This is a genomic window from Streptomyces sp. NPDC027185 (assembly GCF_055567035.1).
Window position 1 is genome coordinate 1,145,408 of record NZ_JBVHRF010000002.1, and the last position, 22,609, is coordinate 1,168,016.

17 protein-coding genes are annotated in these 22,609 nt (G+C 73.6%); 6 read left to right on the plus strand and 11 right to left on the minus strand.

Annotated elements, in window-relative coordinates; translation table 11 throughout:
- Positions 1 to 29: 29 nt before the first annotated feature.
- From mshD to ACZ4M8_RS10175, 3 genes are all read right to left on the minus strand, one after another.
- The gene (mshD, locus tag ACZ4M8_RS10165; protein WP_467605116.1) at positions 30 to 977 is read right to left on the minus strand and encodes a mycothiol synthase; all 948 of its coding nucleotides are present in this window, start codon (positions 975 to 977) and stop codon (positions 30 to 32) included.
- Between the two features lie 253 nt (positions 978 to 1,230).
- Positions 1,231 to 2,292, minus strand: coding sequence for a serine hydrolase (locus ACZ4M8_RS10170; protein WP_467605118.1), 1,062 nt, complete (start codon positions 2,290 to 2,292; stop codon positions 1,231 to 1,233).
- A 325-nt stretch (positions 2,293 to 2,617) separates the two neighbouring features.
- Complete coding sequence (locus ACZ4M8_RS10175; RefSeq protein WP_467605121.1) at positions 2,618 to 3,178, minus strand: dihydrofolate reductase family protein; 561 nt, start codon at positions 3,176 to 3,178, stop codon at positions 2,618 to 2,620.
- A 483-nt stretch (positions 3,179 to 3,661) separates the two neighbouring features.
- Between ACZ4M8_RS10175 and ACZ4M8_RS10180 the strand changes: the two genes are divergently transcribed.
- Complete coding sequence (locus tag ACZ4M8_RS10180; protein ID WP_467605124.1) at positions 3,662 to 5,494, plus strand: bifunctional metallophosphatase/5'-nucleotidase; 1,833 nt, start codon at positions 3,662 to 3,664, stop codon at positions 5,492 to 5,494.
- Positions 5,495 to 5,605: 111 nt separating this feature from the next.
- Here ACZ4M8_RS10180 and ACZ4M8_RS10185 read toward each other — a convergent pair whose 3' ends face one another.
- A complete protein-coding gene (locus ACZ4M8_RS10185) occupies positions 5,606 to 6,445 on the minus strand; it encodes a hypothetical protein (protein WP_467605127.1) in 840 nt (279 codons plus the stop codon).
- Between the two features lie 369 nt (positions 6,446 to 6,814).
- On the opposite strand from ACZ4M8_RS10185, the gene ACZ4M8_RS10190 reads away from it, so the two are divergent.
- Positions 6,815 to 8,176 (plus strand): LmeA family phospholipid-binding protein, encoded by a 1,362-nt coding sequence (locus ACZ4M8_RS10190; protein ID WP_467605129.1) that lies wholly within the window; start codon positions 6,815 to 6,817, stop codon positions 8,174 to 8,176.
- 108 nt (positions 8,177 to 8,284) lie between these two features.
- On the opposite strand, the gene ACZ4M8_RS10195 is transcribed toward ACZ4M8_RS10190, so the two are convergent.
- From ACZ4M8_RS10195 to ACZ4M8_RS10215, 5 genes are all read right to left on the minus strand, one after another.
- Positions 8,285 to 9,820 carry a sensor histidine kinase gene (locus tag ACZ4M8_RS10195; RefSeq protein WP_467605131.1) on the minus strand — a complete coding sequence of 512 codons (1,536 nt, stop codon included), beginning with the start codon at positions 9,818 to 9,820 and terminating at the stop codon, positions 8,285 to 8,287.
- A complete protein-coding gene (locus ACZ4M8_RS10200; RefSeq protein WP_467605133.1) occupies positions 9,817 to 10,551 on the minus strand; it encodes a response regulator transcription factor in 735 nt (244 codons plus the stop codon). The genes ACZ4M8_RS10195 and ACZ4M8_RS10200 overlap by 4 nt, the downstream gene beginning before the upstream one ends.
- 619 nt (positions 10,552 to 11,170) lie before the next feature.
- Complete coding sequence (locus ACZ4M8_RS10205) at positions 11,171 to 12,241, minus strand: S1C family serine protease (protein ID WP_467605135.1); 1,071 nt, start codon at positions 12,239 to 12,241, stop codon at positions 11,171 to 11,173.
- Positions 12,242 to 12,380: 139 nt separating this feature from the next.
- The gene (locus tag ACZ4M8_RS10210; RefSeq protein ID WP_467605138.1) at positions 12,381 to 13,406 is read right to left on the minus strand and encodes a LacI family DNA-binding transcriptional regulator; all 1,026 of its coding nucleotides are present in this window, start codon (positions 13,404 to 13,406) and stop codon (positions 12,381 to 12,383) included.
- A gap of 151 nt (positions 13,407 to 13,557) precedes the next feature.
- On the minus strand, positions 13,558 to 14,361 hold the full coding sequence (locus tag ACZ4M8_RS10215; RefSeq protein ID WP_467605140.1) for a response regulator transcription factor: 804 nt from the start codon (positions 14,359 to 14,361) through the stop codon (positions 13,558 to 13,560).
- Positions 14,362 to 14,597: 236 nt separating this feature from the next.
- On the opposite strand from ACZ4M8_RS10215, the gene ACZ4M8_RS10220 reads away from it, so the two are divergent.
- Both ACZ4M8_RS10220 and ACZ4M8_RS10225 read left to right on the plus strand, forming a co-directional pair.
- On the plus strand, positions 14,598 to 15,461 hold the full coding sequence (locus tag ACZ4M8_RS10220; RefSeq protein WP_467605143.1) for an alpha/beta hydrolase family protein: 864 nt from the start codon (positions 14,598 to 14,600) through the stop codon (positions 15,459 to 15,461).
- Between the two features lie 23 nt (positions 15,462 to 15,484).
- Positions 15,485 to 16,624: a Fic family protein gene (locus tag ACZ4M8_RS10225; protein WP_467605145.1), complete on the plus strand. Its 1,140-nt coding sequence runs from the start codon at positions 15,485 to 15,487 to the stop codon at positions 16,622 to 16,624.
- A 71-nt stretch (positions 16,625 to 16,695) separates the two neighbouring features.
- Here ACZ4M8_RS10225 and ACZ4M8_RS10230 read toward each other — a convergent pair whose 3' ends face one another.
- Complete coding sequence (locus ACZ4M8_RS10230) at positions 16,696 to 18,597, minus strand: ABC transporter ATP-binding protein (protein WP_467605376.1); 1,902 nt, start codon at positions 18,595 to 18,597, stop codon at positions 16,696 to 16,698.
- A gap of 98 nt (positions 18,598 to 18,695) precedes the next feature.
- Positions 18,696 to 20,429 (minus strand): ABC transporter ATP-binding protein, encoded by a 1,734-nt coding sequence (locus tag ACZ4M8_RS10235; protein ID WP_467605147.1) that lies wholly within the window; start codon positions 20,427 to 20,429, stop codon positions 18,696 to 18,698.
- 336 nt (positions 20,430 to 20,765) lie between these two features.
- Between ACZ4M8_RS10235 and ACZ4M8_RS10240 the strand changes: the two genes are divergently transcribed.
- Both ACZ4M8_RS10240 and ACZ4M8_RS10245 read left to right on the plus strand, forming a co-directional pair.
- Positions 20,766 to 21,011 carry a MoaD/ThiS family protein gene (locus ACZ4M8_RS10240; protein ID WP_467605378.1) on the plus strand — a complete coding sequence of 82 codons (246 nt, stop codon included), beginning with the start codon at positions 20,766 to 20,768 and terminating at the stop codon, positions 21,009 to 21,011.
- A gap of 10 nt (positions 21,012 to 21,021) precedes the next feature.
- The gene (locus tag ACZ4M8_RS10245; RefSeq protein ID WP_467605149.1) at positions 21,022 to 22,476 is read left to right on the plus strand and encodes a hypothetical protein; all 1,455 of its coding nucleotides are present in this window, start codon (positions 21,022 to 21,024) and stop codon (positions 22,474 to 22,476) included.
- Positions 22,477 to 22,609: the final 133 nt, after the last annotated feature.

The window sequence follows — 22,609 nt, forward strand, 5'->3', positions numbered from 1 at the left end:
GCGGGGCCCTCGGGCAGAAGGGGCCGGGCTCAGGTCTCCGAGCGGTACATCAGGTCCGTCTCGTGGGTGACGAAGCCCAGGCGTTCGTACACCGTGACGGCGGCCGTGTTGTCCGCGTCGACGTAGAGCATCGCGGTCGGCAGGCCCTCGGCGGCCAGGTGGCGCAGGCCGATGGTGGTGAGGGCCTTGCCGAGGCCGCCGCCCTGGGCGCCGGGGCGGACGCCGACGACGTAGACCTCGCCGAGGCCCTCGTCGGCGTGCACCTTCGTCCAGTGGAAGCCGAGGAGGGTGCCCTCGCCTTCGGCGAGGAAGAAGCCCTTGGGGTCGAACCACGCCTCGGCCTTGCGGTCGTCGAGGTCGCGCTGGGTCAGCGCGCCCTGTTCGGGGTGGTGGGCGAAGGCGGCGGCGTTCACCTCCAGCCAGGCGGTGTCGTCCTGGCCGGGCTGGAAGGTGCGGACCTCCACGCCGTCGGGGAGCTGTGGTTCGGGCAGGTCGAGGCCGGTCAACGGGCGGCGCATCTGGCGCAGTTCGCGGAACTTCGTCAGCCCCAGGGTCTGTGCCAGGTGGCGGGCCGCGGCGTGGCCGCCGTGGGCCCAGACCCGCAGGCGGCGGCCGGACTGGGCGAGCAGTTCGCCGCCGAGCGCCCGGCCGTGGCCGCGGCCGCGGTGCGCGGGGTCGACGACCAGTTCGGCGGCGGGCGCCTCCACCGGGTCGGTGTCCTCCAGCTGGCCGTAGCCGACCAGTTCGGTGCCGTCCGCGGCCTCCTCGGACGGTACGGAGACCAGCAGGTGCCGGACCCCTTCCCGGGCCCCGCCGCGCAGCTGGAGCCGTCCCTGTTCGGACACGGCCGGCTGTCCGTCGGTCCGCGCGGCCCGCTCGATCAGCGCGAGCACCGCGGTGGCTTCCTCGGGTGTGAGCGCGTCGGCGATCCGGATACGGCGGCCGGTGGTGCCCATCTCCTGTGCAGCGTCAGTCATGCCCCGAAGCGTACGGCCCCGGGGCCCGGCCCGTACGGACTGCCGGGGGGCGGCCCCTACGGGCCCGCTCCCCTGGGGGCAAGGGCCCGCCGACGGGCCGCAGGGGACCCCGTACGGGACGCCGGGCCGCGCCGGGGCGGGGCCTTACGGGGCGACCCGTACGGGACCGGCCGGGCCCCGGTGCCGGACCCTTACGGGCCTGACCGGGCCTCGGAGCCGGGCCCTTACGGGCCGGCGGGCCGCGGGTGACGGGTCAGCCGAGGGTCATCAGCTGTTTGAGCGTCGCGGTGCCGGGGCGCGGCGGGGCGTAGCGGCGCGGGGCCGCCCCCGTCGGGTACAGGGCGTGGTGCGCGGCGCGGGACACCTGCTCGATGGTGTTGATGCCGTAGACCCAACCGTCGGTGGCCGGGCGGCCCTTGGGGACCCGGTTGTTCTCGGTGAGGACGACGAGACCGTAGTCGTACCCGGCGCCGGTGAAGGCGCCCAGGCTGTTGACCTTCCAGTCGCCGCGGTCGAACGAGTCCTTCGGGCCGGTCTGCGAGCGCTGCAGCCAGCCGTTCTTGACGCCGACCGTCGCTCCGGCGGGCGCTCCGGCGGGCGTCCCCCAGCGCTGCGCCTTCTCCACCGCGTGCATCAACCGGAGGGCGTACGCGCGCGAGGCGGCGGACAGCACGGCGTTGCTCCGGCCGGTGAACAGTTTCAGCAGCTTGACCTGGTCCGCCGCGGTGATCTGTGTCAGGCCCCAGTTACCGGTCCGGTCCAGGACGGTGTCCGTCATTCCGGCCGCGGTGAGGAAGCGCTGGATTTTGACGGGGTCGGGCCGCTTCGGATTGCGGAGGTTCGACAGCTGCCGCCACAGGGCCGTGGTCGAGGCGTTGTCGGAGTGCTCGATCATTTTCGCCGCGAGTTCCGCTTCCCGTGCGGTGAGCTTGCCCTTCCGGTCCAGCAGGAGGGCGCCCAGCACGATCGGTTTGACCGTGCTCGCGGAGTCGTACCTCTTGTGCGCACCGTAGGTGCAGGTGGTCGCGGTCCTGCGGTCGTAGAGCGCCAGCGAGGCCGCGCTCCGGCGGGCCTTCAGCCGCGCCGTCATGTCGTCGGCCAGGCGCTTCGCCAGACCGGGAGCGGCCGATACGCAGGAAACGGCCGGACCGGCGACCGCGCTCCGCGCCGTGCCGACGACGGGGAGCGTGGCCGCGTGCGCCGGCGCCGCCGCTGCGGCGGAAGCGGTCAGGGCTATGAGCCCGGCGGCCCATTTGCGGGCCGTGACCCAGCCCTTCCCCCCGGCCTCCGCTTCGGCCTTCTTTTCTTTTGTCACCCTCGATAACCCCTGGGTTTCTTCTCGCGTCATCTCTGTGTGCGCCGCGCCGGAACGACCCGGCCGGATACGTCCGGGAATTGCGGCGCGGGCCCGGTTCCGATTTCCGGAAACCGGCCCTGCGGACCTTACCCGGGCGATTTCAAGCGCTCCCCAAGAGAAGGAAAAGGGGCCGGGAAAGAGGAAAGAGGGAGCAGGGGACAAGGAGGGATAAATACCAGCGGCAGGGTGATGCCGGGAATTTCCTCGCGGGACGGAAGCCGCACGGGGCGGCCGGTCCGGCCGCCCCGTGGTGGGACCCCGGCGCGCGGGGCGGCCGGACCGGTCAGGCCGGGCGGTACGTCAGCAGCACGTTGCCGGAGCGAAAGGTGGTGGTCCGCCAGAGGGTGAGCGGAAGGCGGCGGCCGAGGGTGGCGTAGAGGGAGTGGCCCGCGCCCAGGATGACCGGGTTGACGAGGATGCGCAGTTCGTCGACGAGGCCGAGCGCGAGCAGGCTCGCGGTCAGCTTCACGCTGCCGAACAGCGCGATCTCCCTGCCCGGCTCCTGCTTGAGCGCGGTGACGGTCGCGGCGAGGTCGTCCCCGCGGACGAGGGTGGTGTTGTGCCACTCCGCCCGCTCCAGCGTGTCGGAGACCACGACCTTCCGGACCCCGTTCATGAACGTGACGATCTCCGGGTCGGGCCCGGTGGCATCCGGCCAGAACGCGGCCATGTGCGCGTAGCCGTCCCGGCCGAACAGCAGGGTGTCGATGGCGGTGTTGCTCTGGTTGGCGAACTCGAAGTACTCGGCGTCGATGTTCCCCCAGTCCAGTTCGCCGTCCGGGCCTTCGTAGTAGCCGTCGACGCTGGTCATCACGTAGGAGAAGAGTTTGCGCACGGAAGTCACGCTCCGATCCGGTCTGCGGGGCACGGGCCCGCCGGGCGCCGGGCGGCCCCGCACGGCGGCGGGACACGGGCGGGCGGGTGCGGGTCTCACCGAAGCCCAACCGCTCCCGGAAGGCAAGTGTTTCGCGCCACGCCGGGTCCGCACCGCGCATCGGCCGCGCCCCGCCGCACCGGGCCCGCGCGACGCCCCGGCCGTGCGTGAGGCCCCGGCCCGTACGGCCGCCGCGTACCGGCCGGGCCGTGCGCTCCCCGAGACGCCGGCCACGCACCGGCCGCCCCGCCGGAGCGCGCTCGCCAGGGCCTCGGCGCCACCCCGCCGTCATCTCCCCGTCCTCCCCCGTCCCCCTGCGGACCTGTTGCGCTACGCGCGTTGACCGTAGGCTGCGGTCCGCCCGGACGCGTCAGCGTGCCGGTGCCGCAGCCACCGCCCGGCCGCCCGCCTCCGCGCGGCGCCGCCGGCCGCCCGGTCCACGGAAGGGAACCCATGCAAGCGACACCCCAACGGCGCCGCCTCGCGCGCAGATTGACGGCCGGAGCGGCGGTACTCGCCGCCGCCACCGCGGTCACCGCGGCCTCCCTGCCGTCCGGCGCGGCGCCGGACACCGCCCGCGCACACACCGCCCAGGGCCGCACCGTCGATGTCCAGCTGCTCTCGTTCAACGACTTCCACGGCAACCTGGAGCCGCCGCAGGGCTCGTCCGGGACCGTCGAGGAGCTCCAGCCGGACGGCAGCAAGAAGGCCGTTCCGGCAGGCGGCGTCGAGTACCTCGCGCAGTCGCTGCGCACGGCCCGTAAGGGACACCCCTACTCCGTGACCGCGGCCGCCGGGGACATGGTCGGGGCCAGCCCGCTGCTCTCCGGGCTCTTCCACGACGAGCCGACCATCGAGGCGATGAACAAGCTCGGCCTCGACGTCACCTCCGTCGGCAACCACGAATTCGACGAAGGCCGCGCCGAGTTGACCCGCCTCCAGAAGGGCGGCTGCCACCCGAAGGACGGCTGCTTCGAGAAGGGCAAGACCTTCAAGGGCGCCGGCTTCCCCTACCTGACGGCGAACGTCACCGACGACAAGACCGGAAAGCCGCTGCTCAAGCCGTACACCGTGTGGAAGCACAAGGGCGTGAGGATCGGCTTCATCGGGGTGACCCTGAAGGGGACCCCCGACATCGTCAACGCGGACGGCGTCAAGGGGCTGACCTTCCACGACGAGGTCGCCACCATCGACAAGTACGCCAAGATCCTCGACAAGCAGGGCGTGAAGTCGGTCGTCGCCCTGATCCACGAGGGCGGGATGCCCGCCTCCACCTCGTACAACTACGACTGCGACAGCCCCGGGCCGGGCGACGGGATCTCCGGGCCGATCACCACGATCGCCAAGAAGGTGACCCCGAAGGTCGACGCGCTGGTCACCGGCCATACCCACCAGTCGTACGTCTGCACCCTCCCCGACCCCGCCGGGAACCCCCGTACGGTCACCTCCGCCGCGTCGTTCGGGAAGCTCTACACCGAGACCACGCTGACGTACGACCGCGCCACCGGCGACATCGTGCGCACCAACGTCCGGGCGCGGGGCGCCGCGGGGCGCGCCGCCAACCACGTCGTGGACCGCACGCAGCCCAAGGCGGCGGACATGACATCGCTGATCGCCCGCTGGAACAAGCTGGCCGCGCCGGTCGCGAACCGTCCCGTCGGGCACATCTCGGCCGATATCGCGGGCCGGGGCGCGCGAGAGCCGGAGTCACCGCTGGGTGATGTCGTCGCCGACGCGCAGCGGGAGGCGGCGAAGGCGCCGGACAAGGGCGGCGCGCAGCTCGCCCTGATGAACCCCGGGGGGATCCGTTCGGATCTGGCCTACGCGGCGTCCGGCAAGGAGGGCGACGGGGTCGTCACCTACGGGGAGGCGTTCACCGTCCAGCCGTTCACCAACATGATGCGGACCGTGGACCTGACCGGCGCCCAGCTGCTCACCGCGCTCCAGCAGCAGGTCAGCGGGGCCAACGAGGCGTCACCGAAGATCCTTCAGGTGTCGGACGGCTTCACCTACACCCTGGACCTGACGAAGAAGGGCGCCGACCGGATCGTCAAGGACTCGGTGAAGCTGGACGGCGCCCCGCTCGACCCGGCGAAGACCTACCGCGTCACGATGAACGAGTTCCTGGCCGGCGGCGGCGACGGCTTCCCCGCCCTCAAGGAAGGGAAGAACCCGCTGGTCGGCGGCTCCGACCTGGACTCCTTCACCGCCTACCTCACGGCCCACTCCTCGGCCGGCAAGCCGCTGACGCCGCCGAAGGCGGACCGGATCACCGTGGTGAAGTGACCCCGCGCGGGCGGCGGAGCAGGTGAGCGGCTGCCCCGCCTGACCATCTCCCGCGCCCTCCCCCGCCCCCGCGGGGCCCCGACGACGACCGTCCGCCCCGTAAGGGAAGGGTCAGCCGCCGTACGGGTTGCCCTGCGGGGGCGCGCCGTAAGGGCCGGGCGGCTGCTGCGGCGCCCCGTACGGGCCGGACTGCGGCCGGCCTCCCGCCTCGCCCGGGACCTGCGGCGACGCACCGTACGGGCCCGCCTGGGGCGGGCCGCCCGCCTGGCCCGGGGCCTGCGGGGCGCCCGGCTGCTGCGCTCCCGGTTGCCCCTGCGGGTACCCGTAAGGGCCGGACGGCGGGACCGGGGAGTGCTGCCCCGGCTGCCCTTGCGGGATCCCGTACGGGGCCGGCGGCTGCGGGGACTGCGGGGTGCCCTGCCCCTGCGGGGAGCCGTACGCACCGGGCTGAGGCACCGGACCGGGCTGCCCCTGGGGGCCCGGCGGGGGCGCCTGGAGAGGTCCGGCGGGCCCGGGGGCGTACCCCTGCGGGGCGCCGCCGGGGGTGCCGGGGCCACCGGCGTGGGGGAGGAACTCTTCCAGTTCGGCGCGCCACATCCGGTGGACGTTCAGCCGGACCGGTGCCGGTGCCCCGGGGAGGGCGAGGCGCACCACGCTCCACAGCGGACGCAACCGGGCTTCGGTGACCAGCCCTTGGGCCTGCTCGCGGGGGATCGCGTAGGCGATGTCCGTCGGGCGCTGGGCGACGCCCGCCTGGTGGTGCAGGACCACCGCGCGGTCGGTGAGCGTCACGAAGTAGTAGGTGGCCACCAGGTGTCCCAGCAGCCCGGCGGTCAGCCAGGGCACCGGGCCGGTGATCGCCTGGAACGTCACCAGCGCCCGGTCACCGGGCGCCGCCCGGCAGACGGCCTCGGCCACCTGCTGTTTCATCGTGGATTTGAGCATGGCCATACGGCGCGACCCCCTGTTTCGTGACGGCGGAGCGGGTCGGCGCGGCAGGCGGTGCGGCACGGAAACCCGCGAGCCCTCATGTTCCCCCACTCCGCGCCCGGGATGCCCCGGCGGCGGACGAAGCGCGGCCCGCACGGGGACGACCGGACGTACCCGGCGCCGGACCTCCGGGCAGCCCGGCGCCCGCCGCCCGCCCCGCCGGACACCGGCGGCCTGCCCCGTCGCCCGTCCGCCCGCCCCGGCCTCTCATCCCGCGCGAGCGGCCCGCCGCACCCGCTTCCCCCCACCCCCCGCGTACAAGCGTGGCGTTGCGCACTTACAGCCGGGTGGAGTTGCTAACGGGGGACCCGCTCATGGTCAGATGTGCGGATGCGAACCCCCCAACGCATATCTTCACCCCCGTCCCCACGGCCCGGACCGGACACCGCCGCCCCACCGGCATCCGACGATCCGGAGCGGGACACCCGCGAGTTCGAGCCGGTCAACCCCTACGCGGACCTGGCCGCCCTCGCCGACCCGGAGCCCGATCCGGAGCCGGAGCCCGTCGCCCCGCACCGGCTGGAGCGGCGCCGCTACCTCAACGAGCGGGACGGCAGCGACGATCCGCTGGGGCTCGGACTGCGCTCCGACGAGGAGGACGAGGACGCCTGGCAGCCGCCGAACCACCGGCGGACCAAGCGCGGTATCAGCCGCTTCGCCGCCGTCCCGCTCACCTTGAAGCTGGTGGTCGCGGTCGTGGTGGCCGCCGCGTTCCTCACCCTCGGCGACCGGTTCGCCGTGCTGTACGCGCAGAACAAGGCCGAGCAGCAGATCAAGAAGGCACTGCACCTGACCGCCGCGCCCGAGGTCGGCATCAAGGGCTTCCCCTTCCTCACCCAGGTGCTGGACAAGCACCTCGACCGGGTCGACGTCACCATCCCCGACGTGGCGGCCGACCGGGTCTCCCTCGCGAAGTTCGAGGCCAGCGCCCGCGACATCCGGCTTGACGGCGATCTGCCCACCGCCGTCAAGGGCGCCACCATCGGCACGATGCACGGTGATGTACTGCTCGCCTTCGACGACATGAACCGTGAACTGGGCGCCTCCCAGGTCAAGTTCAGCGAGATGGGCCCGAACCAGGTGCGTGCCGTGGGCCGCCTGCCGATCGCCGGCCACGAACTGCGGGTGCACGCCCAGGCCCGTATCCAGCAGGCCGGTGACCGTGGCGTCTCCACCCGGATCAGCCGGATGCGGCTGGACATCGGCGACGTCGCCGTCTACCGCCCCGGCACCGGCGAGGAGGAGGGCCTGCGGCTGACCCGTAAGGCCGCCGCGGAGCTGAGCCGTCAGGCCGGGAAGATCAAGTCGATGCTGAGTGTCCCGGCGATCGTGCAGCGCATCGGCATCCCGCAGAAGTACGTCGACGAGGCGCTGCACAGCTCGGACAAGCTGCACGAGCTGACCGGCTCCCCGGACTTCGTGGCGAAGCTGATGAAGGTCAACCTCGTCGATGTCGTCGTCGACCACCCGTGGCTGCTGCAGAAGGTCGGCATCGACCCCAAGGTCCTCGGCGCCCTCTCCGGCCTGACCAAACCGCAACTCGCCGACCAGCTCTCCCTCTCGTTCCGCCTCCCGAAGACCCCCGGTGACGTGCGGCTGCGCCACATCTCCGTCGAGGAGGACGGTATCCGCGCCGAACTCGACGGCCGCGACCTGCCGTTCGGCGACGCGGCGAAGAAGACGGGAAAGTAAGGGCGGCGGCCTGTACGGGGGCGGGGCCCGGCCGGATCACCCGGCCGGGCCCCGCCCCCGTTCCCGTCCTCGTTCCCGTCGGAGCGCGCTCGGCCCCGGCCTCTGCCGTCAGCCCGGGGACTCCCCGCCCGGTGCCGTCCCCGGCGTGGGAGGCGGCGGCGTCGGCGCGCCCGGCAGCGTCAGCACCGCCTCCGTGCCGCCGCCCGGCGCGGGCCGCAGCAGGATGCCGCCGCCGGCCTGTTCCGCCGTCCGGGCGACGATCGACAGGCCCAGACCGCTGCCGGGCAGCGAACGGGCCGACGGGGAGCGCCAGAAGCGGGCGAAGACGTGCGGGAGTTCGTCCTCCGCGATCCCCGGGCCGTGATCGCGTACGGTCAGCTCGCCCGCGGCCAGACGGACCTCCACCGTGCCGCCCGCCGGGCTGAACTTCACCGCGTTGTCCAGCAGATTGACCACCGCGCGCTCCAGCGCCGCCGGCTCCGCGCGGACGTACCAGGGCGCGAGGTCCGAGGTGATGGTGAGCGTCGGGCCGCGCAGCCGGGCCCGCTCCAGCGCCGTGGCGACCGTGTCGTGCAGCGCCACCACCCGCAGCGATCCGCCGCCGCCCGGCCCTGCGTCCGGCGTCCGCGACAGCTCTTGGAGGTCGCCGATCAGCGACGCCAACTCCCCCATCTGCGCCTTCACCGACGTCAGCAGCGCCTCCTTGTCGGCGGGCGGGATCGCGCGGCCGGAGCGTTCGCTGCGGACCAGCAGATCGATGTTGGTGCGCAGCGACGTCAGCGGCGTACGGAGTTCGTGCCCGGCGTCCGCGATCAGCTGCCGCTGGAGTTCCCGGGAGGCGGCGAGCGCCGCCGTCATGGAGTTGAACGCCCGCGAGAGCCGGGCGATCTCGTCCTCACCCTCGTCCGGGATACGGAGCGTCAGATCCTCGGTCCGGGCGACGTGTTCGACGGCGTCGGTGAGCCGGTCCACCGGTTTGAGCCCGGCGCGCGCCACCCACAGCCCGGTGGTGGCGGCGCCCAGCACCCCGACCCCGGAGACGATCAGCAACACCAGCGCCAGCTGGTTCAGCGGCTGGGTGACCTGGTCCATCGGCGCGGCGACCGAGACCGCGATGCGGTTGCCGCGCGCGTCGGTGATCGGGCCCGGGTAGTGGAGCGTGGCCACCCGCATCTGCGTGCCGCGCGCGGAGCGGGCGGTGTGCACGACACCGTCCAGACGGCCGTCCGCCACAGCCACATCGGTGCGCTGCGCGGGCACCGGGTCCTTGTCCGGCGCGGTGCACACATCACCCGACGTGGACACCAACTGCACGGTGTACGGCGTCGGCTGGAACGCCACCTGCCCGTCGGCCGTGCCCGAGCAGGAGATCTTCAGCGCCTGCACATAGCTCTGGCCGACGTCCACGCTGCGCAGTGTGGAGTCGAGCTGTTCGGTGAGCCGGTCGCGGGTGATCAGCCAGCAGGCGGCGGCGGACGCCGCGACCGCGAGGGCCACGGCGACGGCGGTGAGCATCGCCAGCCGGGAGCGGAGCGGCAGCTGCCGGTAGCGGCGCGCGGCGCGGGCCGCCAGACCGGACGCGGCCTTGGCCGCGGTGGCGCCGCCGGGGGCCGGTGCGCCGGGCGGCGGTGGCGGCGCCGTCATTCGCCGCCGCCCTCGGCCCGCAGGACGTAGCCGACACCGCGCACGGTGTGCACCAGCCGCGCCTCGCCCGCCGCTTCCGTCTTGCGCCGCAGATACATCACGTACACGTCCAGGGAGTTGGAGGTCGGCTCGAAGTCGAAGCCCCAGACGGCCTTGAGGATCTGCTCCCGGGTGAGGACCTGCCGCGGGTGCGCGAGGAACATCTCCAGCAGCGTGAACTCGGTCCGGGTCAGCTCGACGGGCCGCCCGCCGCGGGTCACCTCCCGGGTCGAGAGGTCCATCCGCAGATCGGCGAAGGCGAGGACGTCACCGTCGGCGGGCCGCGCCCCGGCCGCCGCGTAGGAGCTGCGGCGGAGCAACGCCCGGATGCGGGCGAGGAGTTCGTCCAGTTCGAAGGGTTTGACGAGGTAGTCGTCGGCGCCCGCGTCGAGGCCGGTGACCCGGTCGCCGACGGTGTCGCGGGCGGTCAGCATCAGAATCGGTACCGTCACCCCGCTCGCCCGCAGCCGACGGGCGGCGGTCAGCCCGTCCATCCGCGGCATCAGCACGTCCAGCACGATCAGCTCCGGATCGTACGAGGCGACCTTCTCGACGGCGTCGAGCCCGTCGACCGCTTCCTGTGTGGCGTACCCCTCGAACGCCAGCGAGCGCCGCAGCGCCTCGCGGACCGCGGGCTCGTCGTCGACGATCAGGACGCGGGCGGGCTGGTCACCGTGGTCGGCGGGGCTCATACGCGGCTACCTCTGCATACCTCTGGACGCGATACGGAAACGACGGGCGGCGGGCCACCCGCGCCAAGCGTCGCACGCCCGAGGCCCGCCACGGGACAGCCCTCACCTGCGGCGATCGGCGGTGCGGCGGCCGGAAGCCGGGACGGGGCGCCCCCGCCGCCCGCCGCCCTCCGCCGCGCCGGGACGCCCGGACGCGCACGCGACGGCCACCGCGAGCGCCCGCCGCGCACGGCGGACCGGAACAGTCAGACCACGGGTCATGGTGTCGTCCTCTCATGGGATACGGGGGAGGCGGGGCACGGGGGCGGTCCGGGGTCCGGACCCCGCCCGAGCGGGACCGGGACGCGCGGGCCGGTGACCGGCGCGTCCGGCCCGAGGGGAGGCCGGGCCGGACGCAGGCGCACGGACGGACACAGACCGGACGCGACCACGGGCGGGCACGGCCCGCGGACCCCGCCCGGCTCGTACGGCGACCGCTCGTACGGCGGGCCGCTCGTACGGCGGGCCGGGCCCCGGACACGGCCCGCGGCGGCGGACCGGCCCCACACCGGCCCGCCGCCCCGGACCCCGCGGACCGGCCCCACACCGATCCGCCGTCCGCCGTCCCGCCGCCCGGGGCTCACACCCCGCTGTTGGGCCCGCCGCTGCCGCCACCGCGCAGCGCGTCGAGGTCCGCCTTGACGGTGTTGATCGGGATGGCGAAGCCGAGACCGACACTGCCCGCGGTACTGCTCGACGCCGAACTCGGCGCGTACATCGCGGAGTTGATGCCGACGACCTGCCCCGCCATGTTGATCAGCGCACCACCGGAGTTACCGGGGTTGAGCGAGGCGTCCGTCTGGATGGCCTTGTACGAGGTCTTCGACGAACCGGTGTCGCCGTTGTAGCGGTTCCCGCCGAACTCGAACGGCCACTGATCCCCGTCCTGCTCCTGCCCCCGGCTCTGCCCGTCGCTCTTCGGCACCGTCACATCGCGGTTGAGCGCGGAGACGATGCCGCTGGTCACCGAGCCGGTCAGCCCCTCCGGCGAACCGATCGCCACGACCTGGTCGCCGACCGCCAGCCCGTCGGAGTTCCCCAGGCTCGCGGGCGTCAGCCCCTTCGCGTCGTGCACCTTGACCAGCGCCAGGTCCTTGTCGGGGTCGGTCCCGACGACGGTCGCGGTCTTCCGGCTGCCGTCGCTGAACGCCACGGTCACCGTCCGGGCGCCGGACACCACATGGTTGTTGGTGACGATCTCGCCCTTGCCGCTGACGACCACACCGGAACCGGTCGACTCGCCCTCCACGGTCCGCGCCTGGATCTCGACTATCGACGGGCTGACCGCCTTCGCCACCGCGGAGACCCCGCTCCCGCTGGTCTTCCCCGCGTTGACCAGCGGCGCCGACACCGTCGAGTCCTGCCGGTGCTGCGTCGCCCCGGCGATCAGCGCCGCGCTGCCGCCGCCGATCAGACCGGACGCCAGCGCCACCGCCGCGATCAGCGCGACCGGCCGCCGCGCCCGCCGCCGCGGCGGCTCCTGCGGACCGGCACCCGCGAACCCCGCGTACACACCCTCGCCACCGGGGGCGTAGGGAGGCGGCGGCGGGTACGCCCCCGCCCCGCCCGCGCGGGCGTCGTCGCCGTGGCCGTAGCCGTACGGCCCGTCCTGGGACATCTCATCTCCGCTGCGGCGGTAGCTCTCGGTCATGAGACCACTGTGCGCGGCCACCATGAGAACCGGGTGAGAACGCCCTGAGAGACCCGGCAGAAGTAGGTATGCCCGGTATAAGAACACCCGCCCGGCCCCGGCCCGCCGGCCGCGCCCGCCCCTCGCGGGCGGCCCGGCGTCAGCCCCCGCAGCCGCAGGAGCGGCGGACCACCAGCCGGGAGGGGAACTGCCGCAGCCGCTCCCGGCGCGAGCCGGCCACCCGCAGCCCGTCGTCGAGGACGAGATCGACGGCGGCACGTGCCATCGCCTCCCGGTCCGAGGCGACCGTCGTCAGCGGCGGATCGGTCAGCCCGGCTTCCTTCACATCGTCGAACCCGGCCACCGCCAGCTCCCCCGGCACATCGATCCGCAGCTCCCGCGCGGCCCGCAGCACACCGATGGCCTGGTCGTCCGTGGCGCACATCAAAGCCGGCGGCCGGTCCGGTCCGGCCAGCAGCTCCAACGCGACCTGGTAGGCGTCGTAGCGGTTGTACGGCGCCTGGAAGTAGCGGCCTGTCAGCGGGATGCCCGCCTCCTGCATCGCCCGGCGCCACCCCTCGACATGGTCGGTGACCGGGTCGCCGGACTTCGGCGTCTGCTCCGTACCGCCGAGGAACGCGACGTACGGATGGCCGTGCTCCAGCAGATGGCGGGTGGCGAGCTGCGCGCCCCAGACGTCGTCGGTCATCACCGCGACGTCGTCGATCGCGTCGGGCCTGCGGTGCAGCAGCACCACCCGGGCGTCCCACGCGTCGATCTCGGCGGCGGCGTGCTCACTGGGTCCCTGGCTGATGAGGATCAGCCCGGAGACCCGCATCCCGAGGAACGCGCGCAGATAGTGGACCTCGCGTTCGTCGAGGTAGTTGGCGTTGCCGACCAGCACCATCTTGCCGCGCTCGGCCGCGGCCTGTTCCACCGCGTGCGCCATCTCCGCGAAGAACGGCTGCCGGGCGTCGGGGACGATCAGCCCTATGAGGTCGGTACGGCGCGACGCCATGGCCTGTGCCACGCGGTCCGGGCGGTACCCCAGCTCCTTGATCGCGGCGAGCACCCGCTCGCGGGTGGCCGGGGCGACCGGCCTCGGTCCGTTGTTGATGACGTAACTGACCACCGCGGTCGAGGTTCCCGCCAGTCTTGCCACATCGTCCCGCGTCACCTTGGCCACGCGCGGCAGTCTACGCGGGCGGACCGGGACGGCCCCAGGCCCTGTCGTCACACTCCCGCCGGCCGCCCGCGGGGGCGGCCCGGGAGCGCGACGGCAGGGCCCGGAGGAGCCGGCGGTTCAGCGGGGGCGCCGGGCGAACCGCCGGCGGCACTCAGCTCCCGCCGGACCGCGCCCCGGCCGCCGTGCCGCCGGCGCGCGCCGTCTCCTTCGCGGCCGCCGCCTTCTTCTCGCCGGCCGCCTTGTCCTTCGCGGCCTTCTCCTTCGCCTCGGCCGCGCGCTCCGCCTTGTCCGGCACCACGAAGCGGTAGCCGACGTTGCGGACGGTGCCGATCAGCGACTCGTGCTCCGGGCCGAGCTTGGCGCGCAGCCGCCGGACGTGCACATCGACGGTCCGGGTGCCGCCGAAGTAGTCGTAGCCCCAGACCTCCTGGAGCAGCTGGGCGCGGGTGAAGACCCGGCCCGGGTGCTGCGCGAGGTACTTCAGCAGCTCGAACTCCTTGAAGGTCAGGTCCAGGACCCGGCCCTTGAGCTTGGCGCTGTAGGTCGCCTCGTCCACCGAGAGATCACCGGTACGGATCTCCATCGGGCTGTCGTCCACGCCGATCTGCTTACGCCCCAGGGCCAGCCGCAGCCGGGCCTCGACCTCGGCGGGGCCCGCCGTGTCCAGCAGGACGTCGTCGACGCCCCACTCGGCGGTGACGGCGGCGAGTCCGCCCTCGGTCACCACGAGGATCAGGGGACAGCCGGGGCCCGTGGACCGCAACAGCTGGCACAGCGACCGCACCTGCGGCAGGTCGCGGCGGCCGTCGATCAGGATGACGTCCGCTCCCGGGGTGTCGATCAAGGCCGGGCCCTCGGCAGGAGCCACCCGCACGCCGTGCAGCAGCAGGCCGAGGGCGGGGAGCACCTCCGCCGACGGCTGCAGCGCGTTGGTCAGCAGCAGGAGGGAACTCACTTCCGACCACCTGCCCGGTACCCGGCCCGTTCTTGTCGGTACTGCTCGCTTCGCTCGCCCATGACGTCTGGTTCCTCCTCGGTCCCTGCGACGGGGGCACCACCCGGCCTCGGCCGGGGGAGTCTGCGGCACTGCTTCGTACGCTGCTTTCGGCCACGCACCGTGCCTGCCCGAAAGCACAAAAGGATCCGGGGGCAACGCTGCCCGGATCCTCCACGCCCAGCAGAATAGCCCACATGTCCCCCGGACCCGAGGTCGATCCCGGCCGCACCCGTGTTCCTTCGATCACGTCGGGTGGTCACCGAGCGTCGCTGCTGACCGCCGACGGCGTCCGTATCGAGGCGGCGTACACCCCTCGTTCCGGCGCCGCAGCCGCAGGTGGGGAGGGGTCCGCCGACGATCTCGCACTGGTCGTCGCGCACGGCTTCACCGGCTCCCTGGACCGCCCGGCGCTGCGCCGGGCTGCCGCCGCGTTCGGCGAGCGGGCCGCGGTGGTGACGTTCTCCTTCCGCGGCCACGGCGGCTCCGGCGGGCGCTCCACCCTCGGTGACCGTGAGGTGGAGGACGTGGCCGCGGCGGTCCGCTGGGCCCGCGCGCTGGGCCATCGCCGCGTCGCCACCCTGGGTTTCTCCATGGGCGGCTCGGTGGTGCTGCGCCACGCGGCGCTGCACCCGGCGCACAGGGGGCGCACCGCAGCTCACACCGATGCGGTCGTGTCGGTGAGCGCCCCCGCGCGCTGGTACTACCGCGGCACCGCCCCGATGCGCCGCCTCCACTGGGCCGTCACCCGCCCCGCCGGCCGCCTCGTCTCCCGCGTCGGCCTGCGCACCCGCGTCCATCCCGAGGGCTGGGACCCGGTCCCGCTCTCCCCCGTCGCCGCCGTCCCGCTCATCGCCCCCGTCCCGCTGCTCCTCGTCCACGGCGACCGCGACCCGTACTTCCCCCTCGACCACCCCCGGGCCCTCCACGCCGCCGCCTCCCCGGCCACCTGCGACCTCTGGCTCGAACCGGGCTTCGCCCACGCGGAGAACGCCGCCGGGCCCGATCTGCTGGAGCGGATCGGGGGGTGGATCACCGAGCGGACCCTCGCGACGCAATGATAGGAGTCAGGTATCATTGCGTCATGCTGTATCGCACCCCTCGCCTCCAACCCGCCGACCAGAAGGTCCTGCACGAGATCGACGGTCTGCGGGAACAGCTCCGGCACGCGGTGCAGCAGGTGCCCAGGAAATGGGAGCTGGATCTCCGTAAGGCCCTGACCGCCGGGGCCATCGCCGCGTCGAACACCATCGAGGGATACCGGGTCGACGCCAAGGACGTGGCCGATCTGATGGACGGCGAACGCGAGGTGGACGCCAGCGAGGAGAACAAGGCGGAGACGCTCGCCTACCAGCAGGCCATGACCTACATCCAGTCGCTCCACAACGCCCCTGACTTCCGCTACAGCAAGGGGCTCCTCAACGGTCTGCACTGGATGCTCCAGGGCCACCACCACCCGCTCACCACAGCGGGGCAGTGGCGCCGGACCGCCATCCGCATCACGGCCCCCGGCGACGAGCTCGCCACCGACTACGAGGGGCCCGACCACGAGCTCCTCCCCGACCTCACCGGCGAGCTCGTCACCTGGCTCAACGAGGGCGACCTCGACCGGCACGTCCTCGTGCGGGCCGCGATGGCCCACCTGAACCTCGTGAAGATCCATCCGTGGTCCGACGGCAACGGCCGGATGTCCCGTTCGCTCCAGACACTGGTCATCGCCCGCGGCGGGGTGCTGGCCCCGGAGTTCTCCTCCATCGAGGAGTGGCTGGGCATGCCGGGCAACACCTGGGAGTACTACAAGGTTCTCCGTGAGGTGGGCGGCCCCGTCTGGTCACCCGAGCGCGACACCCTTCCGTGGATCAGGTTCAACCTGCTCGCCTACCACCAGCAGACCCAGCGCGTACAGCACCGGGTGAACCGGTCCAACGACTGCTGGATCCAGCTGATGGAAGCGGCCGACGGGCTCGGGGCCACCGAGCGGCAGCTGACCGCGCTGCACGAGGTCGCGATGGTGGGCCGGGTACGGCGCTCGCGCTACGAGAAGGCGGAGGCGCTCAACACACAGCAGGCGACGAGGGATCTCCAGGCCCTCACCAAGGCAGGGGTGCTGAACGCCGTCGGCCAGACCCGAGGCCGGCACTACACAGCGGGCCCGCGCTTCCCCCGGCACGTCCTGGACACCGCACAGCGGCGGCACACCATCACCGACCCGTACGCCGGCTGATCTCCGCCCCGCCCTGCCCGCCCGGATCGGGGAGATCACCGAGCGGGCGGCGGGCGGCGGCGGCCGGGGCGTTACTCCGTTTCGGTGACCGCTTCGGCGAACTGGGCGGCGTAGAGGCGGGCGTAGGCGCCGTCGGCGGCGAGGAGGGTGGCGTGGTCGCCCTGTTCGACGATGGCGCCGGACTCCATGACGAGGATCAGGTCCGCGTCGCGGATGGTGGAGAGGCGGTGGGCGATGACGAAGCTGGTGCGGCCGGTGCGCAGCCGGGCCATGGCCTGCTGGATCAGGACCTCGGTGCGGGTGTCGACGGAGCTGGTGGCCTCGTCGAGGACGAGGATCGCGGGCTCGGCGAGGAACGCGCGGGCGATGGTGATCAGCTGCTTCTCGCCGACGGAGACGCTGCCGCCCTCGTCGTCGACGACGCTGTCGTAGCCGTCGGGCAGGATGCGCACGAAGCGGTCGACGTGGGTGGCGCGGGCCGCTTCGACGATCTTCTCGTGCGGGGTGCCGTCGGGGGCGCCGTAGGCGATGTTCTCGGCGATGGTGCCGCCGAAGAGCCAGGTGTCCTGGAGAACCATGCCGATCCGGGAGCGCAGCTCCTCGCGGCCGAGGGCGGCGATGTCGGTGCCGTCGAGGGTGATCCGGCCGGAGCGGGTCTCGTAGAACCGCATGAGGAGGTTGACGAGGGTGGTCTTGCCCGCGCCGGTGGGGCCGACGATGGCGACGGTCTGGCCAGGCTCGACGGTGAGGGACAAGCCTTCGATCAGCGGTGTGTCCTCGTCGTAGCGGAACGAGACGTTCTCGAAGGCGACGCGTCCGGCGGTGCGCGGCGGGGCGGGGGCGTCCTCGGGGTCGGGCGTCTGCTCCTCGGCGTCGAGGAGTTCGAAGACCCGCTCGGCGGAGGCGACGCCGGACTGGACGAGGTTGGCCAGCGCCGCGAACTGCGCGAGCGGCTGGCTGAACTGGCGGGAGTACTGGACGAACGCCTGGACGTCACCGACGGAGAGCGCGCCGGCGGCGACCCGCAGTCCGCCGACGACGGCGATCAGCACGTAGTTGAGGTTGCCGACGAAGGTCATCGCGGGCTGGATGAGACCGGAGATGGCCTGCGCCCGGAAGCTCGCCTCGTACAGCGCGTCGTTCTGCTCGCGGAAGCGGTCGGCGGACTCCTGCTGGCGGCCGAAGACCTTGACCAGGGAGTGGCCGGTGTACATCTCCTCGACGTGGCCGTTGAGCTTGCCGGTGGACGACCACTGCTTGACGAACTGCGGCTGCGCCCGCTTGCCGACCCGGGTGGCGACGATCACCGACAGCGGCACCGTGACCAGCGCGACCACCGCCAGCAGCGGATTGATCCAGAACATCATCGCCAGGACACCGAGGACGGTCAGCAGCGAGGTGACGATCTGGCTCAGGCTCTGCTGGAGCGTCTGCTGGATGTTGTCGATGTCGTTGGTGGCGCGGGAGAGCACCTCACCGCGCTGCTGTTTGTCGAAGTAGCTCAGCGGCAGCCGCGCCAGCTTCTCCTCGACCTGCTCCCGCATCCGGAAGACGGTGCCCTGCACGGCGGTCGTGACCAGCCGCGCCTGGACGAAGCCGCAGAGCGCCGCCACCGCGTAGATCAGTGTGGCGTAGAGCAGGACGGTGCCGACGGCGGGGAAGTCGATGCCGTGGCCGGGGACGAGCGGCAGGGTGCCGACGAGGTCGGCGAGGCCGTCCTGCCCGTGGGCGCGCAGCTGCTCGGCGGCCTGCGCCTTGCTGACGCCGGACGGCAGATCGCGGCCGACCAGCCCGGCGAGGAGCAGGTCGGTGGCGTGCCCGAGGACGCGTGGGCCGGTGATGGTCAGCGCCACCGATACGACGGTCAGCGCCAGCGCGCCGGTGAGCGCGGCGCGCTGCGGCCGCAGTTGGGCCAGCAGCCGCTTGCCGGAGCCGGTGAAGTCCATCGACTTCACCAGCGGCGGGCCGCCCATCGCGCGCGCCGGACCGGCGGCGGGGCGCGCCGTGCGGCGCAGCTCCTCCGCGCTCTCGGCGTCCTCGTCGCGGACGCCCGCTTCCCTGTCCGCGGTGGTCACGCCGCCTCCTGCTCGGTGAGCTGGGAGAGCACGATCTCCCGGTACGTTGCGTTGCCGGCCATCAGCTCGGCGTGGGTGCCGGTGCCGACGACGCGGCCCTCGTCGAGCACGACGATGCGGTCGGCGCCGCGGATGGTGGCGACGCGCTGCGCCACGATGACGACGCTCGCGCCGCCGGTCTCCCGGGCCAGCGCGGCGCGCAGGGCGGCGTCGGTGGCGTAGTCGAGGGCGGAGAAGGAGTCGTCGAAGAGGTAGAGGTCCGGCTTGCCGACCAGGGCGCGGGCGATGGCCAGGCGCTGGCGCTGGCCGCCGGAGACGTTGGAGCCGCCCTGGGCGATCGGCGCCTGGAGTCCGCCCTCCATCGCCGCGACGAACTCCTTGGCCTGCGCGGTCTCCAGCGCCCGCCAGAGGTCGTCGTCGGTGGCGTCCGGGTCGCCGTGGCGGAGGTTGGAGGCGACGGTGCCGGAGAAGAGGTACGGCTTCTGCGGGACGAGTCCGACGGTGCGGGCGAGCGTCGCCTCGTCGAGGGTGCGGACGTCCTCGCCGCCGACCAGGACGGTGCCGCCGGTCGCGTCGAAGAGGCGGGGCACCAGGCCGATCAGGGTGGACTTACCGCTGCCGGTGGAGCCGATGACGGCGGTGGTCTCACCGGGCCGGGCGAGCAGCGAGACGTCCTTGAGGACGGGCTCCTCGGCGCCGGGGAAGCGGAACTCCACCCCGCGCAGCTCCAGCTCGCCGGGGCGGCTGAGGGCGGTGACGGGGTGCGCGGGCGGGGTGACGCTGCTGTCGGTGTCCAGCACCTCCTGGATGCGCTCGGCGCAGACCTCGGCGCGCGGCAGCATCATCGTCATGAACGTCGCCATCATCACGGACATGAGGATGTACATGAGGTAGCTGAGGAAGGCGGTGAGCGAGCCGATCTGCATCGCGCCGGAGTCGATGCGCAGCCCGCCGAACCAGACGACGGCGACGCTGGAGAGGTTCACGACCAGCATGACCAGCGGGAACATCGTCGACATCAGCTTGCCGGAGCGCAGCGACACGTCGTAGAGGTCGGTGTTGGCGACGGCGAACCGGCGCCGTTCGTGGCGGTCGCGGACGAAGGCGCGGATGACGCGGATGCCGGTGATCTGCTCGCGCAGTACGCGGTTGACGGTGTCGATGCGCTCCTGGACGCCGCGGAACAGCGGCCGCAGGCGGCGCACGATGAGGGAGACGATCACCCCGAGGACCACGACGATCACCAGGAGGAGGCCGGAGAGCGGCACGTCCTGGTTGAGCGCCATGATCACGCCGCCGACGCACATGATCGGCGCGGCCACCATCATCGTGAACGTCATCAGGACCAGCATCTGGACCTGCTGGACGTCGTTGGTGGTCCGGGTGATCAGCGAGGGAGCGCCGAAGGCGGCGACCTCCCGGGCGGAGAACGTCTGGACCCGGTCGAAGACCGCCGCCCGGATGTCCCGGCCCAGCCGCATCGCCGTACGGGCGCCGAAGTAGACAGCGCCGGTCGCGCAGCCGACCTGGAGCAGCGCGATGGCGAGCATGTAGCCGCCCAGGCGCAGGATGTGGCCCGTGTCCCCGAGGACGACGCCCTTGTCGATGATGTCGGCGTTGAGGGTGGGCAGGGAGATGGTGGCCAGCGTCTGGACGAGCTGGAGGAGGACGATCAGCGCTATCGCGCGCCTGTGGGGCCGCAGATGCGCCCACGCGAGTCGGACCAACACCGTACGACCTTATGCGAACACTTGCCCGTAGCAACGGGTTTCCGACCGGCGGGCGGTCTTCCCGGGTGGCGCCAGGTGGCACGGGCCCGTGCCGGTCCGCGCGGTTCCGCGCCGCCGGGCCCGCCCCCGCGCCGGTGCGCGCGCCCTCCGCCACCCGCGTGCCGGGCGCGCCGCCCGGCCCCCGCACCGGCCCCGGCCGCGACGGGCCCGCACCGCGGTACGCCATCATGGACGGCGCGGCCCGCGGGCGGGCACACCCACGGCGCCGCGACGGGACCACCCACCCGGCACCCCGACACCCACGACGAAGAGGCCGCCGTGACAACAACTGGCACCGTGCGCTACTGGGCAGCCGCCAAGGCCGCCGCGGGCACGGCCGAGGAGCCCTACGCGGCGGAGACGCTCGCCGAAGCGCTGGCCGCGGCGCGCACCGCACACGCCGCCCGCCCGGAGTTCGCCCGCGTCCTCCTGCGCAGCTCGTTCCTGGTGGACGGCGCCCCGGTCGGCACCCGCGACCACGCGGACGTCCCGCTCACCCAGGGCGGCACCGTCGAGGTCCTGCCGCCCTTCGCCGGAGGCTGAGAAAGCGATCATGAACGACTCCCCGCAGCGGCCCTACGGCTCCCCCGGCCCGCACCCCGGCCAGACCCCGCCCCCGGGCCCGTACACCCCCTCCGCCCCGCCCTCCCAGGCGTACGAGCAGGTCCCGCACGGGTACGAACAGGCCCCGCAGGCGTACGAACAGGCCCCGCACGGTCACTCGTACGACCAGGGGCACGCCGGGCAGCTCCCCCAGGGCCGGACGCCTGATGGCCGGGCCCCCTACGGCCAGGAGTACGGCGGCCCGGCACCGTACGACCGGGCCCCGCACGGTCCGGGTCCGGACGGCCCGGCCGCCCCCTACGGGCAGGCCCCGGCTTCTCCCTCGTACGGCCGTGCCCCGGCCCCTTCGTACGGGCAGGCCCCGGCCTCCCCCGCGTACGGGCAGGCCCCGGCCGCCGCCCCGTACGAGCAGGTGGCGCAGGCGCAGCCCGGCCACGGGCAGGCCCCGTACGGGCAACGCCGGGCCGTTCCGCAGGCGGGCGCCCCGTACGAGCAGGTGCCGCAGGCGTACGCCCCGCCCGGCGCCGTCCCCGCTCCCGGCGACGGCGGCGCGGTCCCGCACGGCGCCGCCCGGCCGCACCCGGCGGGGGGCACGGGGCCGGGCGCGGCGCCGGACCCCGGGGCGGACTCCCGCCACGGCTCCCCCGGAAGCGCCCCGGGCCAGGACGCGCCGCAGGACCTCTCCCGGCTCGCGCCCAACCAGCGGGCACGGGCGGAGGGGCGGTCGCCGATCATTCCGCCGGGGATCCAGCCGGCCGCGCTGACCACCGTGCTCGCGCTGCTGCTGGCGGTGACCGCGCCGCTGCCGGAGGCGGTGCGGTGTGTGCCGGTGGTGCTGTTGCAGGCGGTCACCGCGGCCGGGTGGTTCCGGCTGAACGGGATGTGGCCGGCGCGGCAGGGCATCGCGCTGGCGTTCCTGGGCGGTGCGGTGACGGATGTGGCGCTGCTGGCGACGGACCGCGAGGACGCGCCGCTGGTGGGCCTCGGCACGCTCGGCGTGTGGTGCCTGTTCGTCCTCGTCCTCCAGCTGCGCAACCGCTCCGGCGCCGATGAGCGGATGTACGCGCTGACCGCGGGGCTGACCTCCACGGCGCTCGCGGTGCTCGCCGCCGGGCAGCTCTCCGCGCTCCCGGACGCCGTGGTGGTGGGCGCCGCCGGCGTCGCCCTGGCCGCCCTGGTGCGCGCGCTGCCGCTGCCGGGCCCGGTCACCGCGGTCCTCGCGCTGCTCGCCGCCGCCGGGGCGGGCTCGGCCGCGGGGCAGCTCAACAGCTTCGGCGTCATGGGCGCCGTGCTGGGCCTGGCCGCCGGGTGCTGTGCGCTGATCGGCCTGCGGGTGGCGAGCTACGACTACCCCTCGCGCTTCGTCCACCTCACCGCGGGTGTTGCCCTGCCGCTGGCGCTGGCCGCCCCGGCCGTCCATCTGCTGGGCCCGGTCCTGAGCTGACCCGCCCGTCTCCCGCACCGGCCGCCGCCGGGCGCCCCGCGCGCCCGCCGGCGGCCGTCTGCGTTCCGGGGCCTGCCGCCGCCCGCCGCCGTCCCGGCCGGTCGTCCCCTCCGGTCCCCGCCGCCGGTCGTCT